The sequence below is a fragment of the Nonomuraea sp. NPDC059194 genome, from assembly GCF_042754765.1.
Taxonomy (GTDB): Bacteria; Actinomycetota; Actinomycetes; order Streptosporangiales; family Streptosporangiaceae; genus Nonomuraea.
In genome coordinates this window covers 1-18,341 of sequence record NZ_JBHZBH010000074.1, presented here as the reverse complement: position 1 = coordinate 18,341, position 18,341 = coordinate 1, and the positions used below count along the sequence as shown (strand labels likewise).

Here is an 18,341-nt window from a genome sequence, read left to right as displayed (position 1 = left end):
AGCAGCACCGCCTTGTCGCTGCCGTGCCCCTTACCGGTCAGCCCGAGCGAGCCGTACAGGATCGCCTCCACCCGCGCCACCCGCTCCAGCAGCCCATCGGCCTGCAAACCGCGCGCGAACCTGTGGGCGGCCGCCATCGGCCCGCCGGTGTGCGAGCTCGACGGACCGATACCGATCTTGAACAGGTCGAAGACGCCGATGCTCACCGCAGCTGCTCCGTCGCGGCGTCGAGCAGCCATTCGGCGAGGTAGGCGGCGAAGGAGGAGCGGACGAGGACGAGGTAGCCGTCGTCCTGCGGGAGCAGCACGACCTGGGTCCTGGCCAGCGTGGTCTGGGCGCACGCGCCGGGCCCGAAGACGGTCGGGTGCAGGTCGATCGTGCAGCCGTGCGACAGCACGTCGCGCGCCTTGGGTCCGGCCAGCCGCAGGGTGGTGCGCTGGGCCGACACGTCGACCACCGAGCCGCTGCCGCCGTCCACGGCCTTGCGCAGCAGCTCGGACCTGTACCCCTCGGGCGCGATGACCAGCCATTCGTCGGGGCCGAGCCAGGCCACGGTCAGCTCGCCCGCGCGTACGGCGGTGCAGGGCTCGACGGGAAGCGGCACGCCCAGGGCGGCCCCGACCTCCTCGGCGGCCTGGCTCGCCGGGTCGACGCGCACGTTGACATGGGTGAGAAACGGGATCTCGGCCAGTTCGAGCGCCCCGCTCGCGGAGGCGGCCGCGAACCGGTCGGTGAAGGCCGCTGCGGGACTCCTGCGTTCAGCCATCGCGGCGCGTTCCTTCCTGGTCGTACAGGACGTGCGAGGTGACGGTGACGGGCACGATCCGCCCGCCGACGGGTGCGTAGAGCCGTTCGCCGACCCTGCTGTGCCCACCGCGGACCAGCGCCAGCGCGAACGTGCGGCCGAGGGCGGCACTGCGGTAGCTGGAGGTCACGTGGCCGAGCATGGGCACGGGCGGCGCGGGCAGCTCGGCCTCGGCGACCAGGTGCGCGCCCTCGGGCAGCAGGAAGCCAGGGTCGTCGGGCAGCAGGCCGACGAGCTGCTTGCGGTCGGTCCTGGAGGTGTCGGCGCGGGCGAAGGAGCGCTTGCCGACGAAGTCCGGCTTCTTCTTGGACACCACCCATGACATACCCAGGTCCTGCGGAGTGACCGTCCCGTCGGTGTCCTGGCCGACGATCGGGTAGCCCTTCTCCGCGCGCAGCACGTGCATGGTCTCGGTCCCGTACGGTGTGACGCGCCCGGTGTCCATGATCGTGGACCACAGTCGCAGGCCGTCCCACGAGGTCACGTTGATCTCGTAGGCCAGCTCACCGGAGAAGCTGATCCGGCACACCCGGGCGGGAATGCCGGCGACCTCCGCCTCCCGCCACGTCATGAACGGGAAGTCCTCGACGCCCACGGCCAGCTCCGGAGCCAGCTCGGCCAGCACCTCGCGCGATCGCGGCCCGACGAGCGCGACGGTGGCCCACTGCTCGGTGACCGAGGTCAGGTGCACCCGCAGCGAGGGCCACTCGGTCTGCAGCCACTCCTCCATCCAGTCGAGTACGGCGGCGGCGTTGCCGGTCGTCGTGGTGACGAGGAAGTGCTCGTCGGCCAGCCTGATGACGGTGCCGTCGTCGAAGACCATGCCGTCGGGCCTGCACATGACGCCGTAGCGGACGGCGCCGACGGCCAGCGAGCTCATCAGGTTGGTGTAGAGCCGGTCGAGGAACTCGGCCGCGTCGGGGCCGATCACGTCGATCTTGCCGAGGGTGGAGGCGTCCATGGCCGCCACGCCCTCGCGGGCGGCGGCGCATTCGCGCAGGACGGTGGCCTCCATGTCCTCGCCCGCGCGGGGGTAGTACCAGGGGCGCTTCCACTGGCCGACGTTCTCGAACAGCGCGCCGTTGGCGACGTGCCACTTGTGCAGCGGGGTCACCCTGACCGGGTCGTGCAGGTCGCCGCGGTCGCGGCCGGCGAGGGCGGCGAAGCTGACCGGCGCGTACGGCGCGCGGAAGGTGGTGCTGCCGAGCTCGCCCACGGAGGCGCCGAGCGCGTGGGCGATGATCGCCGTGGTGAGCAGCCCCGAGGTCTTGCCCTGGTCGTGGGCGGTGCCCGCGGTCGTGTAGCGCTTGATGTGCTCGACGGAGCGCAGGCCTGCCCCCGTCGCCCTGAGCACGTCGGCCGCGGTCACGTCCCGCTGGAGGTCGACGAAGTGGGAGCCGTAGTCGGCGGCGGGCACCAGCCAGAACGCGTGTCCCGCGGTCGTCGGCGGCTCGGCCGTGGCGCGCGGTGCGGCGGCCCGCTCCACCGCCCTGCCGAGGACGGATTCCAGCGCGCGGTATCCGGCGGCGGCGCCGTCGGCCAGGCAGCCGGTCAGCGTGAAGACGCCCTTGGCCGCGCCCGCCGCCTCGACGGCCTGCCGCGCGTGGTCGGGCACGATGGTGGCGAGCGCGTCGTCGTAGCGGAGCGTCCCGCCCGACTGGCTGAACAGGTGCACGACGGGGTTCCAGCCGCCCGACACCAGCAGCAGGTCGGCGGCGAGCTCGCGCTCTCCCACGGCGGGGTCGGCCTCGGGCCGGTGCCGTCCGACGAGGACGGCGGAGACCTGGCCGTCGCCCTGGGCGGCGGTCACCACGTGGCCGGCCAGCACCTCGATGCCGCGCTCGCGCGCGCCGGCCGTCCACGCCGCTCCTGGCGAGGGCCTGACGTCGACGATGGCGGCGACCTCGACGCCGGCGTCCGCGAGGTCGAAGGCGGCGGCGTAGGCGCTGTCGTTGGCGGTGAAGACGACCGCGCGGCGGCCGGGGAGCACGCCGTACCTGTTGACGTAGGTGCGGGCCGAACCGGCCAGCATCACGCCGGGCAGGTCGTTGCCGGCGAAGGCGATGGACCGCTCGTGGGCGCCGGTGGCCAGCACGACGCGCTTGGCGCGGATCCGCCAGACGCGTTCGCGGGCGACGTCGGCGGGGGCGGCGGCGCCCAGGTGGTTGGTGCGCCGCTCGACGGCGACGAGGTAGTTGTCGTCGTAGTGGCCGATCACCGTGGTCCTGCGCAGGACCCTGACCTCGGGCAGGCCGTCGAGCAGGGCCGCGGTCGCGGCCGCCCAGTCGGCGCCCTGGCTGGTCTGCTGCGGCCCGAGCACGTCGTCCGCCTCCGGCTCGGTCACCGACTCGCGGGTGCCGAGCAGGCTGCCGCCGGGCTCGGGGCGCTCGTCGGCGAGGATCACCCGCGCGCCGGTGATCGCCGCCGCGCGGGCGGCGGCCAGGCCCGCGGGTCCGGCCCCGACGACCAGCACGTCGCAGTGCGCGTGGACGGCGTCGTAGCGGGCGGGGTCGGGCTCGGTGGCCAGCCTGCCCTGGCCGGGAAGGCTGCTCGCGACCAGGCCTTCGTACAGCTCGACGGTGGTGGCGGGCAGCATCGGCTCGGGGAACGGGGCCTCGATCTGCACGACCGCGCTCGGCTCCTCGCCGCCCGCCGAGACGATCCCGCGCGGCCGGCCGAGCTTGACGCTGGTGGCGACCTGGCGCACGCCGTTGGCCAGCAGCGCCGAGGCGAGCGTGTCGCCTGGGTGCCCGGTGTAGTCCTGGCCGTCGAAGGTGAACCGCAGCATGGTGTCGCGGTCGATCCGCCCGCCGTTCTCGCGCCTCATGAGGTCACCGGCCTTGCCTCGCCCACCCGGTAGACGGCGTGGATCTCGTTGGTCGCGGTGTCGCGCACGGCGTTGAACCAGCGGCGGCAGCCCGCCGAGTGGCTCCAGCGCTCGGCGAAGCGACCCTTGGGGTTGTCCCTGAAGAACAGGTAGCGGGCCCACTCCTCGTCGGACAGCGCCGACGGGTTGTCCGGATAGGCGACGTGCGCCTGCCCGCCGTAATGGAACTCGGCCTCGTCGCGTGGGCCGCACCATGGGCATGGGATCAGCAGCATCGTGAGGTCCTCAGTGCGCGACCGCGGCGGCGCCGTGCTCGTCGACGAGCGCCCCGGTGGTGAATCGGTCAAGGGAGAAGGGGGCGTTGAGCGGGTGCGGCTCGTCGTTGGCCACCGTGTGGGCGAAGCACCAGCCCACGCCGGGGGTCGCCTTGAAGCCGCCGGTGCCCCACCCGCAGTTGAGGTACAGGCCGTCGACGGGGGTCAGCCCGACGATCGGGGACGCGTCGGGCGAGACGTCCACCACGCCGCCCCAGGTCCGCAGCACGTGCGCCCTGGCGAAGACGGGGAACAGCTCCAGAGCCGCGGCCATCTGCCGCTCGATGATGTGGAAGGCGCCGCGCTGGCGGTAGGAGTTGGCCGCGTCGATGCCGGCGCCCATGACCAGCTCGCCCTTGTGCGCCTGGCTGACGTAGACGTGGACGGCGTTGGACATGACGACCGTCGGGTGCACCGGCTCCAGCAGCTCCGACACCAGCGCCTGCAGCGGGTGGCTCTGGATCGGCAGGTCGATGCCCGCGGTGGCGGCCACGACCGAGGTGTGGCCGGCCGCGCACAGCGCGACCTTCCCGGCCGCGATCGTCCCCTTGGTCGTCTCCACACCCGTCACCCGGCCGCCGCTCACCTGGAGCCCGGTGACCTCGCAGTGCTCGATGAACTCGACGCCGAGCGCCGCGGCGGCCCTGGCCAGGCCCCACGCGACGTGGTCGTGCTTGGCGATGCCTGCCCTGGGCTGGAAGGTGGCACCCAGCACCGGATAGCGCACGTCGGGCGAGATGTTGACGATCGGGCAGACCTCCTTCACCTGCTGGGGGTCGAGCCACTCGGCGTCGACGCCGTTGAGGTTGTTGGCGTGCACCCGCCGTACGCTGTCGCGCACGTCCTGGAGGCTGTGGGCGAGGTTGAGGACGCCGCGCTGGCTGAACAGCAGCGGGTAGTCGAGCTCCTCCTCCAGCCCCTCCCACAGCTTGAGCGCGTGCTCGTAGATCCCCGCGCTCTCGTCCCACAGGTAGTTGGACCTGATGATGGTGGTGTTGCGGGCCATGTTGCCGCCGGCCAGCCACCCCCGCTCCAGGACCGCGACATTGGTGATGCCGTGGTTCTTGGCCAGGTAGTAGGCGGTGGCCAGGCCGTGCCCGCCGCCGCCGACGATCACCACGTCGTAGGACGGCTTCGGCTCGGCTGCGCTCCAGAGCCGGTCGGGGTGCTCGGGCAGGTCGGCGCCCGGCGTGCGCGGGCTCATCGCGCCTGTCCGTAGAGCGGGTGCTTGCCGGCCAGGGCCTCGACCCTGCCGCGCAGGAACGACAGGTCGGCCTGCGGCGTGAGGGCGGTGGCGATGATGTCGGCGACCTCGGTGAAGTCGGCGGCGGCGAAGCCGCGGGTGGCCAGGGCGGGGGTGCCGATGCGCAGTCCCGAGGTCACCATCGGGGGTCTGGGGTCGAACGGCACGGCGTTGCGGTTGACGGTGATGCCGACCTCGTGCAGCCGGTCCTCGGCCTGCTTGCCGTCCAGCTCCGACGCGCGCAGGTCGACCAGGACGAGGTGCACGTCGGTGCCGCCGGTCAGCACCCGCACGCCCGCCTCGACCGCGTCGGGGGCCAGCAGGCGGTCGGCGAGGATGCGCGCCCCCTCCAGGGTGCGCCGCTGCCGGTCACGGAACGCCTCCTCGGAGGCGATCTTGAAGGCGACGGCCTTGGCCGCGATGACGTGCTCCAGCGGGCCGCCCTGCTGTCCGGGAAAGACCGCTGAGTTGATCTTCTTGCTGAGCTCCTCGGTCGACAGGATCACCCCGCCCCTGGGGCCGCCCAGGGTCTTGTGCGTGGTGGTGGTGACGACGTGGGCGTGTGGCACGGGCGAGGGGTGCAGTCCCGCGGCGACCAGCCCGGCGAAGTGCGCCATGTCGACCATGAGGTGGGCGCCCACCTCGTCGGCGATACGGCGGAAGGCGGCGAAGTCGAGCTGACGGGGGTAGGCCGACCAGCCCGCGACGATGAGCTTGGGCCGGTGCTCACGGGCCAGGCGCTCGACCTCCTCCATGTCCACCAGGTGGTCGCTCTCGCGCACGTGGTAGGCGGCCACCTTGTACAGGCGTCCGGAGAAGTTGATGCGCATGCCGTGCGTGAGGTGGCCGCCGTGGGCCAGGTCGAGCCCGAGGATGGTGTCGCCGGGTTCGAGCAGCGCGGCCATCACGGCGGCGTTGGCCTGGGCGCCCGAGTGCGGCTGCACGTTGGCCGCCTCGGCGCCGAACAGCGCCTTCACCCTGTCGATGGCCAACTGCTCGATGACGTCGACGTGCTCGCAGCCGCCGTAGTAGCGCCTTCCCGGGTAGCCCTCGGCGTACTTGTTGGTGAGGACCGAGCCCTGGGCGGCCATGACGGCGGCGGGCGCGAAGTTCTCCGAGGCGATCATCTCCAGCGTCGAGCGCTGACGCGTGAGCTCGTCGCCGATGGCGGCGTGGATCTCGGGGTCCACCACGTCCAGCGGGGTGTCGATCATCTGGGGTCCTTTCCTAACCGCTTCTAACCGCGCAGGCGCTGCATCGCCGGGTCGAACAGGGGTTCCTCGGCGACCACGGCACCGACCCTCCGGTCGAAGTACCCGATGTCCACCGTCTGTCCTGGGGTCGCCAGCTCGGCCGGCAGCCACGCGTAGGCGATCCCCTTGCCGATCGTGTATCCGTAGGCGGCGCTGGTGACGTAGCCGGCGACGCGCTCGCCGTCGTAGACCGGCTCCTTGCCCATGACCACCTCGTCGGTGAGCAGGCAGGTGAGCCTGCGCCTGACCGACTCCTTGCGGGCGAGCAGGGCCTCGCGGCCGACGAAGTCGCCCTTGTCCAGCTTCACGGCGAAGCCGAGGCCCGCCTCGTAGGGGTCGTGCTCGAAGGTCATGTCGGTGCCGAACGAGCGGTAGCCCTTCTCCAGGCGCAGGCTGGTGAAGGCGCCCCGGCCGCCGGCGACGACGCCGTGCTCCTGGCCTGCCTCCCACAGCGTGTCCCAGAGCTTGAGCCCCATGTCGCTGGTGGTGTATATCTCCCAGCCGAGCTCGCCGACGTACGACAGGCGCAGCATCGTGACGGGCACGTTGCCGATGAAGGCGCGGGTGCCGCGGAAGTAGCGCAGGGCCGTCAGGTCGGTGGTGGTCAGCGGCTGGACGAGGTCGCGGGCGCGCGGTCCCCAGACGCCGACGCAGCAGGTGCCCGCGGTGATGTCGCGGACCTGCACCGAGCCGTCGCGCGGGCGGTGCCGGTCGAACCAGTCGAGGTCGAGGTTGCCGTTGGCGCCGACCTGGAAGTATTCGGCGCCGAGGCGGGCGACGGTGACGTCGCTGCGGATGCCGCCGTCGGTGTCGAGGAGCAGGCAGTACGTCACCGAGCCGACCGACTTGTCCACGTCGCCGGTGGTCAGCTTCTGCAGGTAGGCGACGGCGCCGGGCCCGCTGATCTCCAGGCGCTTGAGCGCCGTCATGTCGTACAGGGCGACGGACTCGCGGGTGGCCTGGGCCTCGGCGCCGACGATCGGCGACCAGTACTGCGCGGCCCAGTCGCCGGGGGTGGGGATGTCCCTTCCGTTGAGCAGGCCGGCGTTGGCGCCGTACCACTGGGGCCGCTCCCAGCCTGAGGCCTCGAGGAAGACCGCGCCGTGCTCCTGCTGGCGCGGGTGGAAGGGGCTGGTGCGCAGCGGGCGCGGCTCCTCCATCGGCTGCAGGGGGTGGGTGATGTCGTAGACCTCGACGTAGTTCTGGCAGCCCCTGGCCCGCACGTAGTCGGGGGCGAGCTGGTGCGGCTCGAACCTGTTGACGTCGCACTCGTGCAGGTCGAAGGAGGAGCAGTGGCCGTCGACCAGCCACTCGGCCATCGCCAGGCCGACGCCCGCGGAGTGGGTGACCCATACGGCCTCGGCCACCCAGAAGCCCTTGACCTCGGGCGACTCGCCCATCAGCGGCAGGTGGTCGCTGGTGAAGGAGAACAGCCCGTTGATGCCCTCCTCCACCTTGGCCGTCTGGGTGGCGGGCAGCAGGTCCTGGGTGGCCGACCAGGCGTCGGCGAAGTCGTCGGGGGTGAAGGTGAGCACCGAGGGCATCACCTCGGCCTCGTCGACGGACAGGATGTCGTCGGCGTTGACCGGCATCGGCCGGTGGCCGTAGTAGCCGATGCCCAGCGTGTCGAAACGCTCGCGGTAGTAGAGGTCGGCGTCCTGGTGCCGCAGGATCGGCCTGGTGGCCTCCTCGGTCTGTCCCACCAGGTCCTGCACCTGCCCGGTCCAGGCGAGCTGGTGGGCCAGCGGCGTCAGCGGCAGGTTCATGCCCACCATCCGCGCGACCTTCGGCCCCCAGATGCCGGCGCAGCAGACCACGATGTCGGCGGGGATCTCGCCCTGGTCGGTCACCACGGCGGCGACCTTGCCGTTCTCGGTTCTGATGTCGAGGACCTCGTGCCTGGGCAGCAGCCGCACGCCGCGCCCGCGTGCCCTTTCGAGCTGGGCGTCGACCGCCTTGACGGCCTTGGCCAGGCCGTCGGTGGGCAGGAAGAGACCGCCGAGGACCTTGGACTCGTCGAGGAGGGAGTGCTTGGCCACGCACTCCTCGGGCGAGAGCAGGTGCGCCTCGATCCCCCACGCGCGCGCCCAGCCGTGCCTGCGGTGCAGTTCGGCCAGCCGTTCGGGGGTGGTGGCCACTTCGAGCCCGCCCACCTGGAGGAAGCTGTCGAGGGCGACGAACTTCTCGACCGTGTAGCGGGCCATCTCGGTCATGGTCTTCGAGCCGTTGGTCTGGAACACCAGGCCGGGGGCGTGTGAGGAGGAACCGCCGGTGGCGGGTACGTCTCCCTGGTCGACCACGGTGACCTCGGTCCAGCCGCGGGCGGACAACTCGTCGGCGAGGGCCGCGCCGACCACGCCCGCCCCGATGATGACGACGCTCGGGCCCGTCATAGCCACCTCCGTTGTTGCGACATATGCAACCAAACGCGTTTACCGCAACAAGCGTCGCTCGCTGCCTTCAGAGTGTCAATAGGGTGTTCTGTCTTATTTGCGGGCCCGTTAGAACGTTCCAATGACGCGCGAAGCACCAGCCCGACCGCGTGGGCGATCGGGCCGGTGCTCGACGTCAGCTCTGCGTCAGCTCTGGGGCACCCAGGCCTTGACCTTGTCGGGGTTGTCGGCCACCCACTTGGCGGCCGCGTCCTCCGGCGTCATCTTGTCCTCGGCGATGTACTTCGCCACGAGGTTCTGGTCGTCGTTCGTCCAGGTGAAGTTCTTGACCAGCGTGTAGGCGGGGCTGGCGGAGTCGGCGAACTTCTTGCTCACGATCTTGTCGAGCTCGTACGGCGGGTAGTCGCAGGCCACCTTGGCCGCGTCGGCGTCACACCCCTCCTTCCACTCCGGCAGGTTGACCTTGACCAGCTTGAGCTCCGACAGGAACCACTGCGGCTCGTAGAAGTAGCCGAGGATGGGCTTCTGCTGCTTTTCCGACTGGCGGAAGGCGGTGATGAGCGCGGTCTCGCTGCCGGCGTAGACGACCTTGTAGTCGAGCTTGAGGTTCTTCACCAGGGCCGCGTCGTTGGTGACGAACGACGGGTCGCCGTCGAGCAGCTGGCCCTTGCCCTCCGACTCGGAGGTCTTGAACAGCGAGGCGTACTTGTTGAGGTTGTTCCAGTCGGTGATGTCGGGATACTTCTTGGCCATCCACGGCGCCACGTACCAGCCGATGACGCCCTTGTTGCCCGTCGGTCCCGCCGACACGGCGACCTTCTGGTCCTCGATGTACTTCTTCTTGAGGTCGTCGTGGGCCCAGTTCTCCACGATCGCGTCGACCTCGCCGGTGGCGAAGCCCTGCCAGGCCACCTCCTCCTTGAGGTCCTTCTTCACCACCTTGCAGCCGAGGCTCTTCTCCGCCACGTGCGCGATGACCGCGGCGTTGGCCTCGTAGCCCACCCACGGGTTGACCGCCAGGTTGAACGTGCCGCAGCTCTTGCCCTCGCCACCGGCCGCGGGCTGCTGTGTCTCGCCGACCTTCGCTCCACCGCACGCGGCGAGCAGGAGGCCGGCGCCGGTCACGAGCACGATCGCCCTGACCTTTCCACTCCTCGTCACAGCCACCTGGTCCTCCTGAGTTCTCATTTATCGGGTTCCGTTACTTGTGGGTGACGCCGCCGTGCGCGGCCACGTCGGCCCGCTGCGTGGCGGCGCGCATGACGCGGTCGAGCACGATGCCGAGCACGACGATCGCGAGCCCGGCGGCCAGGCCCTTGCCGCGGAGCTGGTGCTGGGAGAAGCCGGCGACCACGTCGTACCCGAGGGCTCCGGCTCCTACCAGGCCGCCGACGACGACCATCGACAGCACGTAGATCAGCCCCTGGCTGGCCGCCAGCGTCACGCCGCTGCGCGCCATCGGGAGCTGGACCTTGGAGATGAGCTGCCACGTCCCCGTGCCGGCCGAGATGGCGGCCTCCACGGTGGTGGGCGAGACCCTCCTGATGCCCTCTGCCACCAGCTTGATCGCGATGGGCGCGGCGAAGACGACGGCCGCGATGATCGCGGTGAACCGCGTGGGGCCGAACAGGCCGAGGATCGGCACCAGGTAGACGAAGGCGGGCATGGTCTGGCCCGCGTCGAGCACCGGCCGCAGCACCGTGTCGACCCGGTCGCTGCGGCCCATCCACACACCCAGCGCAACACCGAACACCATGACGATGATCGTCGCCACAAGCGTCGAGGCCAGCGTCACCATGCTGTCCTGCCAGAGGCCGAGCAGCACCAGCACCAGCAGCCCCGCGGCGGTCACGAGCGCCGCCCGCGCGTTGCCCACCAGCAGCGCGACGGCGACGGCGACGGCCACGACGAGCCACCACGGCGAGTCGGTCAGCAGCGCCTCGAAGGGGTTGAGCAGGGTGTTGGTGAGCACGTTCTTGAGCGCGTCGGTGGTGGCGGCCAGGTTGTCCTGCACCCACAGGCTCGCCGTGTCGGCGGCCTGGCGCACGTAGGAGCCGAGGTTGGCCTCGATCGGGAAGTCCGCGGCCCAGACGTAGGTGTAGGCCAGGTAGCCGAGCACGGCCACGACGCCGAACGCGCCCGCCAGCTCCAGCCTGCGCCGTCCGGGGCTGCGCAGCCGGCCGGCGCGTCGCTCCACCTCGACCCTCCTGCTGGCGGCCGAGGTGACCCGGTCGAGAACGACGGCCATGATGACGATGGCCAGACCCGCGTTGAACGCGGTGCCGACGTCGAGCGTCTGCAGCGCCTTCAGGACCGTCTTGCCCAGGCCTGGCGCGTCGATGAGCGCCGCGATCGTCGCCATGGACAGGGCCGCCATGATCGTCTGGTTGACACCCACGATGATCGTCTGCTTGGCCATCGGCAGCCGCACGTGGCGCAGCGACTGCGCTCCCGTGGCGCCCAGCGAGGCGCCCGCCTCCAGCGTGTCCGGCGAGACCTGCCTGATGCCGTGCGAGGTGATGCGGATCGCCGGCGGGATCGCGTAGATCATCGTGGCGACCGTGGCGCTGGCCGGCCCGATGAGGAAGAAGAGCGTCAGCGGCGCCAGGTAGACGAACGTCGGCATCGTCTGCATGAAGTCGAGCACCGGCGTCACCAGCCGGTTGAACCGGTCGCTCAGCCCCGCCCACACTCCCAGCGGGATGCCGACGGCCAGCGAGAGCACGACCGCGGTCAGCGTGAGAGCGAGGGTGTCCATGCTCTCCTGCCACAGGCCCAGCACGCCGAAGGAGAGGAAGCCCGCGGCGGTGAGCAGCGCCACCTTGCCGTTGCCCCACAGCCACGCGATGGCGGTGGCCAGCCCGACGACGCCGAGCCAGCCGAGCAGCGGCACCGGCCTGCCGAAGGAGGGCTGGCTGATCAGCGCCTGGACGAACGTCACCGACTCGTCCAGGAAGAGCCTGATGTAGTTGACGAAGTACAGGAAGAACGGGTTGCTGTTGCGGCTGTCGTCGATGGCGTCCATGCCCTCGTTGAGCGAGGTGTGCAGGGGCGTCAGCTCGGCGCCGCCGAGGTCGAGCGTGTCCCGCCCGTTGAACAGCGCCCAGCCCAGCACCCATACGGCCAGCACCGCCAGGAGCAGGTACCTGCGGGCCGGTAGCCTGGCGGCCACCACCGCCACGGAGGTCATCGTTCCTGCCCTCCCGCGATCACTTCGAGGATCTCGGCGCTGGTGACCACCCCGAGCAGGTCGTCGCCGTCCATGACGCGGACCGGGCGGTCGGCCGAGAGCACCGCGTGTACGGCGTCGCGGATGACGACGTCGGGGGCGAGCACGGGGCCGTCGAGCGACTCGTCCAGGAGGGGCTGGCGCATGATCCAGCGCAGCGTCAGGACGTGCGAGCGCGGCACGTCGCTGACGAAGTCCCTGACGTAGTCGTCGGCGGGGGCGCCCACCACCTGGTCGGGCGTGCCGACCTGGACGAGTTCGCCGTCGCGCATGATGAGGATCCGGTCGCCCAGCTTGAGCGCCTCGCTGAGGTCGTGGGTGATGAAGATCATCGTCTTGCCGACCTCGTGGTGCAGGCGGATGACCTCGTTCTGCATCTCCCGCCTGATCAGCGGGTCGAGCGCGGAGAACGGCTCGTCGAACAGCAGCACCTCGGGGTCGGCGGCCAGCGCGCGGGCCAGCCCGACCCGCTGCTGCATGCCGCCGGACAGCTGGTCGGGGTAGGAGTTCTCGAAGCCGTTGAGGCCGACCAGGCCGACGACCTCGCGGGCGCGGGCGTAGCGGTCCTGCTTGGGCACACCGCGGATCTCCAGGCCGAAGGCCACGTTGTCCAGCACGCACCGGTGCGGCAGCAGGCCGAAGTGCTGGAAGACCATGGCCATGCGGTGCCTACGCAGCTCGCGCAGCCTGCGGTCGTCGGCCTTGCGGATGTCCTCGCCGTCGAGCACGATCTCGCCCGCGGTGGGCTCGATCAGCCGGGTCAGGCAGCGCACGAGGGTGGACTTGCCGGAGCCGGACAGGCCCATGACGACGAACACCTCGCCCCGCCGTACCTCGAAGGAGACATCGCGGACGGCCGCGACGCAGCCGGTCTGCTCCTTGAGCTCCTTACGGCTGAGTGTGGAACCGACGACCGCGTCGGCCTTCGGACCGAACACCTTCCACAGCCCTCTGACGTCGAGGATGGGCGGGGCTTCGGTGTCGAGCTGACTACGTTCGGTCAGTGACGGCACGGTCATGACCACCTCTTGGGAGTCTCGGAGCGTCAGTTCGCTGGGAACCACCGCTGGGGGCGCGGGCGGGTGTTCTGCCACACATGCTTGATCTCGCGGTACTCGTCGAGTCCGGTCGGCCCCAGTTCGCGGCCGATGCCAGACTGCTTGAAGCCACCCCACTCGGCCTGCGGCACGTAGGGGTGGTAGTCGTTGATCCACACCGTGCCGTGGCGCAGGCGTCCCGCGACCCGCTGCGCCTTGCCGGCGTCCTGGGTCCAGACCGCGCCGGCCAGGCCGTACTCGGTGTCGTTGGCGAGGAGGATGGCCTCCTCCTCGGTGGTGAAGCGCTCGACGGTCAGCACGGGGCCGAAGGATTCCTCCCGCACCACGCGCATGCCCTGCTTGCAGTCGTCGAGGATGGTGGGCGGGAAGAAGTAGCCCTCGCCGTCCAGCCTGCGCCCGCCGCACCGGAGAGTGGCGCCCTCGGCCAGGCCCGCGGCCACGTACTCCTCGACCTTGGCCAGGTGGGCCGCCGAGATGAGCGGGCCCGCCTGCGCCTCGGGGTCGAAGGGGCCGCCGAGGCGGATGCGCTCGGCCCTCCTGACCACCTCGTCGACGAACGCGTCGTGCAGGGAGTCCTCGACCAGCAGCCGCGCGCCCGCCGAGCAGACCTGCCCGGAGTGCAGGAACACGGCGGTGAGCGCGAAGTCGACGGCGGTCTCGAAGTCGGCGTCGGCGAAGACGATGTTGGGGTTCTTGCCGCCGAGCTCCAGCGCGACGCGCTTGACCGTGGCCGAGGCGGCGGCCATGATGCGCCGCCCGGTGGCCAGGCCGCCGGTGAAGGAGACCAGGTCCACGTCGGGGTGCTCGGCCAGCGGCGCGCCCACCTCGGGTCCCGCGCCGAGCACGAGGTTGGCCACGCCCTTCGGCAGGCCCGCCTCCTCCAGCGCCCTGACCAGCAGGATCGCCGTGCTCGGGGTGAGCTCGCTGGGCTTGAGCACGAAGGTGTTGCCCGCGGCCAGCGCGGGCGCGACCTTCCAGGTGGTCTGCAGCAGCGGGTAGTTCCACGGCGTGATCAGGCCGCAGACGCCGACGGGCTCGTAGACGACCCTGCTGATCGCGTCGTCGCGGCCGGTGTCGACGACCCGTCCCGCGTCGGTGCCGGCCACGCCCGCGAAGTAGCGCAGGCAGGCGACGGAGTCGTCGACGTCGTACTCGCTCTCGACCAGGCGCTTGCCGGTGTCGCCGGACTCGGCGCGGGCGAAGGCATCGCGGTCGCGTTCGACCAGGTCGGCGACCGCGTACAGCAGCGCGCCCCGCTCCCTGGCGGGGGTGGACGGCCACGGGCCGCTGTCGAAGGCGTGGCGCGCGGCGCTGATGGCGGCCACGGTGTCGGCCGCTGTTGCTTCGGCGACCGTGGTCACGAGGCTGCCGTCGGCGGGCGAAAGGATGTTCCGCTGTCCGCCGGCGACCGGCTTGGTCCACGTGCCTCCGATGTGGAGATCGGTCATCGGCACACCCCTGATCGTTGCGTATGACGCAAGACAATGCTCAGTGGGGAACAGAATTGACCCGTTACCCTCTGTTCGTCAAGGCTTTGAGGGAATCGCTGGGCGAATACATACGTTGTGATTCCGTTTACCGGCCGCCATCCCTCTTGACGGGCGGGCCTGCGCGCGTCCACGCTGTTGCGTATACATCACCATTTTGCGTAATACGCAACACAAGGAGGTGTGATGTCTCCTCGTCCAGGCCCAGGCCGCGAGTTCATCCTCACCGTCTCCTGCTCGGACAAGCCTGGCATCGTGTACGCGGTGAGCAGCTTCCTCGTGCAGCACCGCGGTGACATGTTGCAGAGCAAGCAGTTCAACGACAGACGCGGCGGCGGCTTCTTCATGCGGGTCCACTTCGCCGCCCAGGACGGGCTGGAGGAGCTGCGCGAGGGCTTCGCCTACGTCGCCGAGTCCTACCAGATGACCTGGCAGCTCAACGACGCGGCGACGCCCACGCGGGCGCTCGTCATGGTGTCGAAGTTCGGCCACTGCGTGAACGACCTGCTGTTCCGCAGACAGGTCGGCGGCCTGAACATCGACGTCCCCGCGATCGTCTCCAACCATCCCGACCTGGAGCCGCTCGCGGCCTCCTACGGCGTGCCGTTCCACCACGTCCCCGTCACTGCGGCTGGCAAGGCCGAGGCCGAGGCCAGGGTGCTCGAACTGGTCGCGGAGTACGAGGCGGACCTGGTGGTGCTGGCCCGCTACATGCAGATCCTGTCCGACGACCTGTGCAAGCAACTGGAAGGCAGGGCCATCAACATCCACCACTCGTTCCTGCCGGGCTTCAAGGGCGCCAAGCCGTACCACCAGGCCCACGAGCGGGGGGTGAAGCTCATCGGCGCGACCGCGCACTACGTCACGGCCGACCTCGACGAGGGCCCCATCATCGAGCAGGACGTGGCCAGGGTGGACCACGAACTCGACCCCGAGGACCTGGTGGCCGCGGGCCGGGACGTCGAGGCCCAGGTGCTGGCCAGGGCGGTCAAGTGGCACAGCGAGCACCGCGTGCTGCTCAACGGGGACCGTACGGTCGTCTTCCGCTGAGGCGACGCCCATGAGGAAAGGCGGTGGGGTTCCCCCCACCGCCTTTCCTCATGTCTCAGGCGCGGTGACGGTAGAACTCGGTCGTCTCGGGCGGCAGCGGCGTGTTGCCGAGGATGAGGTCGGCCGCCTTCTCCGCGAGCATCATCACCGGCGCGTAGATGTTGCCGTTGGTGACGTACGGCATGACCGAGGCGTCGACCACCCGCAGCCCGTCGACGCCGTGCACCCGCATGGTCTCCGGGTCGGTGACCGCCATCTCGTCCACGCCCATCCTGGCGGTGCAGGACGGGTGCAGGGCGGTCTCGCCGTCCTTGGCCACCCAGTCGAGGATCTGCTCGTCGGTCTCCACGGAGGGGCCGGGCGAGATCTCGCCCGTGCTGTACTCGCCGAGCGCGGGCTGGCCGAGGATGTCGCGGGCCACCCTGACGGCCTCCACCCACTCGCGCCGGTCCTGTTCGGTGGACAGGTAGTTGAAGCGCAGGGCCGGATGCCGCCGGGGGTCGGTGCTCTTGATCTTGACGGAGCCGCGCGCGTCGGAGTACATGGGCCCCACGTGCACCTGGTAGCCGTGCCCGCCCGAGGGCGCCGAGCCGTCGTAGCGCACGGCGATGGGCAGGAAGTGGAACATCAGGTTGGGGTAGTCGACGTCGTCGTTGCCGCGGACGAAGCCGCCCGCCTCGAAGTGGTTGGTCGCGCCGGGCCCCTTGCGCAGGAACAGCCACTGGGCGCCGATCCACGGGTGGCGCCACTTCTGCAGGTTCGGCTGCATGGAGACGGGCTGGCTGCAGCCGTGCTGGATGTAGACCTCCAGGTGGTCCTGGAGGTTCTCCCCCACGCCCGGCAGGTCGTGCACCACGTCGATGCCGAGGGCGCCGAGTTCGCGCGCGTTGCCGACGCCGGACAGCTGCAGGAGCTGCGGCGAGTTGATCGCCCCTCCGCACAGGATGACCTCGCCCGCGCGGACCCTGCCGCCGTCGAACTCCACGCCGACGGCGCGCTTGCCCTCGAAGATGATCCGGGTGACCAGCACCCGCGTCTTGACCGTGAGGTTCGGCCGCTTCATCACCGGGTGCAGGTAGGCGCGGGCCGCGCTGAGCCGGCGACCGCGCCTGATGTTTCGGTCGAAGCGGGCGAAGCCCTCCTGCCGGTAGCCGTTGACGTCGTCGGTGAGGGGGTAGCCCGCCTGCTGCACGGCCTCGAAGAAGGCGTCGTAGAGCGGCGTGCTCGCCGGCCCCCGCTCCAGCGCCAGCGGCCCGTCGTGGCCGCGGAAGGGCGTGCCAGGATCGGCCAGGCAGTTCTCCATCCGCTTGAAGTACGGCAGGCAGTGGGCGTAGTCCCACGTCTTCATCCCCGGGTCGGCGCCCCACCGCTCGTAGTCGAGCGGGTTGCCGCGCTGGAAGATCATGCCGTTGATGCTGCTGGAGCCGCCGAGCACCTTGCCGCGCGCGTGGTAGATGCGCCTGCCGTGCATGTGCGGCTCGGGCTCCGACTCGTACTTCCAGTCGTAGAAGCGGTTGCCGATCGGGAAGGGCAGCGCGGCCGGCATGTGGATGAAGACGTCCCACGGATAATCCGATCGGCCGGCCTCGAGGACCAGTACCCGCGTGGCGGGGTCCGCGGAGAGCCGGTTGGCCAGGGCGCTGCCCGCCGAGCCGCCTCCGACGATGACGAAGTCGTACTGCTGTGACGTCATGTTGCCTCGTCTCGCTCGCGCGTTTCACGAATCGTATCGCCATACGCATTGTGTTGCACTAGTCGCAACAGGAGATCTTTTGGCCTTGTGTTCGACGCGGTTCCCTTCAGCACTTACAGTTTCGCTATGAGCAACGACTCGAGCAGCGGGGGCGTGCAGTCGGTCGACCGGGCCATCAGCGTGCTGGAGATCCTCTCGCGCCGGGGAGAGGCCGGAGTCAGCGAGGTGGCCGCCGAGATCGACGTCCACAAGTCGACGGCCTTCCGGCTGCTCGGCGCGCTCGAGGCCCGCGGGCTGGTCGAGCAGGCCGAGGACAGGGGCAAGTACCGCCTCGGCTTCGGCATCATCAGGCTGGCCGGCGGCGTCAGCACGCAGATGGACATCACCCAGCGCGGACGGGCGATCTGCCAGCGGCTGGCCCAGGAGATCGGCGAGACGGTCAACATCGCCGTCCTGCGCTCCACCTACGCGGTCAACCTCGACCAGGTCAGGGGGCCCTCGGCGGTGACCGCCTACAACTGGGTCGGCCAGGTCACCCCGCTCCACGCCACCTCCAGCGGCAAGGTGCTGCTGGCCTACCTCGACGAGCGGCAGCGCGCCAGGCTGCTGTCGGACGGCAAGCTGGAGAGCTTCACGCCCCGGACGATCACCGGCGTCCAGGAGCTGGAGCAGCAGCTGACCCAGACGCGCGCCGTCGGCTACGCCTTCTGCCTGGAGGAGCTGGAGGAGGGCCTCAACGCCATGGCCGCGCCCATCCGCTCCTACCACGGAGAGGTGGTCGCGGCCGTCAGCGCGTCGGGGCCCGCCTACCGCTTCAGCGCCGAGCGCATGCACGAGCTGGCTCCCGTCCTGATGAGCGGCGCCGACGAGATCAGCCGTCGCCTCGGCTACGCGGGCTAGTACTACATAGCTAGATCGGGATGAGTTGAAGGCGCAGGCGCTGCCTAAAGTGGTGCCTGCGCGCTGCGGCCTGGTGGCTCCTGCGATGG

Annotated in this window: 14 protein-coding genes; 2 read left to right on the top strand and 12 right to left on the bottom strand. The window is 70.5% G+C overall.

The genetic code is table 11. The features are described 5' to 3' along the window. The 11 genes from ACFXJ8_RS42740 to ACFXJ8_RS42690 all read right to left on the bottom strand — a co-directional run. Window positions 1–206, bottom strand: a 206-nt coding sequence (locus ACFXJ8_RS42740) for a serine dehydratase beta chain (protein WP_379651113.1), incomplete at its 3' end; no start/stop codon positions are given. After that, window positions 203–766, bottom strand: coding sequence for a sarcosine oxidase subunit gamma (locus ACFXJ8_RS42735; RefSeq protein WP_379651111.1), 564 nt, complete (start codon window positions 764–766; stop codon window positions 203–205). The genes ACFXJ8_RS42740 and ACFXJ8_RS42735, both read right to left, overlap by 4 nt. Next, window positions 759–3,632, bottom strand: coding sequence for a 2Fe-2S iron-sulfur cluster-binding protein (locus ACFXJ8_RS42730; RefSeq protein ID WP_379651109.1), 2,874 nt, complete (start codon window positions 3,630–3,632; stop codon window positions 759–761). Before ACFXJ8_RS42730 ends, ACFXJ8_RS42735 begins: the two co-directional genes overlap by 8 nt. After that, window positions 3,629–3,907 carry a sarcosine oxidase subunit delta gene (locus tag ACFXJ8_RS42725; RefSeq protein WP_379651107.1) on the bottom strand — a complete coding sequence of 93 codons (279 nt, stop codon included), beginning with the start codon at window positions 3,905–3,907 and terminating at the stop codon, window positions 3,629–3,631. Before ACFXJ8_RS42725 ends, ACFXJ8_RS42730 begins: the two co-directional genes overlap by 4 nt. Before the next feature lie 10 nt (window positions 3,908–3,917). Next, complete coding sequence (locus ACFXJ8_RS42720) at window positions 3,918–5,150, bottom strand: sarcosine oxidase subunit beta family protein (RefSeq protein ID WP_379651106.1); 1,233 nt, start codon at window positions 5,148–5,150, stop codon at window positions 3,918–3,920. Beyond that, window positions 5,147–6,403 carry a serine hydroxymethyltransferase gene (gene glyA, locus ACFXJ8_RS42715; protein WP_379651104.1) on the bottom strand — a complete coding sequence of 419 codons (1,257 nt, stop codon included), beginning with the start codon at window positions 6,401–6,403 and terminating at the stop codon, window positions 5,147–5,149. The genes ACFXJ8_RS42720 and glyA overlap by 4 nt, the downstream gene beginning before the upstream one ends. A gap of 23 nt (window positions 6,404–6,426) precedes the next feature. Further along, the gene (locus ACFXJ8_RS42710; protein ID WP_379651102.1) at window positions 6,427–8,835 is read right to left on the bottom strand and encodes an FAD-dependent oxidoreductase; all 2,409 of its coding nucleotides are present in this window, start codon (window positions 8,833–8,835) and stop codon (window positions 6,427–6,429) included. A 186-nt stretch (window positions 8,836–9,021) separates the two neighbouring features. Beyond that, entirely contained in the window at window positions 9,022–10,002 is a 981-nt protein-coding gene (locus tag ACFXJ8_RS42705; RefSeq protein WP_379651100.1) for an ABC transporter substrate-binding protein, read from the bottom strand. A gap of 34 nt (window positions 10,003–10,036) precedes the next feature. Next, on the bottom strand, window positions 10,037–12,025 hold the full coding sequence (locus ACFXJ8_RS42700) for an ABC transporter permease (RefSeq protein WP_379651098.1): 1,989 nt from the start codon (window positions 12,023–12,025) through the stop codon (window positions 10,037–10,039). After that, complete coding sequence (locus ACFXJ8_RS42695) at window positions 12,022–13,083, bottom strand: glycine betaine/L-proline ABC transporter ATP-binding protein (RefSeq protein ID WP_379651096.1); 1,062 nt, start codon at window positions 13,081–13,083, stop codon at window positions 12,022–12,024. Before ACFXJ8_RS42695 ends, ACFXJ8_RS42700 begins: the two co-directional genes overlap by 4 nt. Window positions 13,084–13,109: 26 nt before the next feature. Further along, on the bottom strand, window positions 13,110–14,570 hold the full coding sequence (locus ACFXJ8_RS42690; RefSeq protein WP_379651094.1) for an aldehyde dehydrogenase family protein: 1,461 nt from the start codon (window positions 14,568–14,570) through the stop codon (window positions 13,110–13,112). 225 nt (window positions 14,571–14,795) lie between these two features. Here ACFXJ8_RS42690 and purU point away from each other — a divergent pair, with 225 nt between their 5' ends. Next, window positions 14,796–15,659 carry a formyltetrahydrofolate deformylase gene (gene purU / locus ACFXJ8_RS42685; protein ID WP_379651092.1) on the top strand — a complete coding sequence of 288 codons (864 nt, stop codon included), beginning with the start codon at window positions 14,796–14,798 and terminating at the stop codon, window positions 15,657–15,659. A gap of 55 nt (window positions 15,660–15,714) precedes the next feature. On the opposite strand, the gene betA is transcribed toward purU, so the two are convergent. After that, window positions 15,715–17,352, bottom strand: coding sequence for a choline dehydrogenase (gene betA, locus ACFXJ8_RS42680; protein WP_379651090.1), 1,638 nt, complete (start codon window positions 17,350–17,352; stop codon window positions 15,715–15,717). A gap of 126 nt (window positions 17,353–17,478) precedes the next feature. Here betA and ACFXJ8_RS42675 point away from each other — a divergent pair, with 126 nt between their 5' ends. Next, complete coding sequence (locus ACFXJ8_RS42675) at window positions 17,479–18,252, top strand: IclR family transcriptional regulator (protein WP_379651088.1); 774 nt, start codon at window positions 17,479–17,481, stop codon at window positions 18,250–18,252. Window positions 18,253–18,341: the final 89 nt, after the last annotated feature.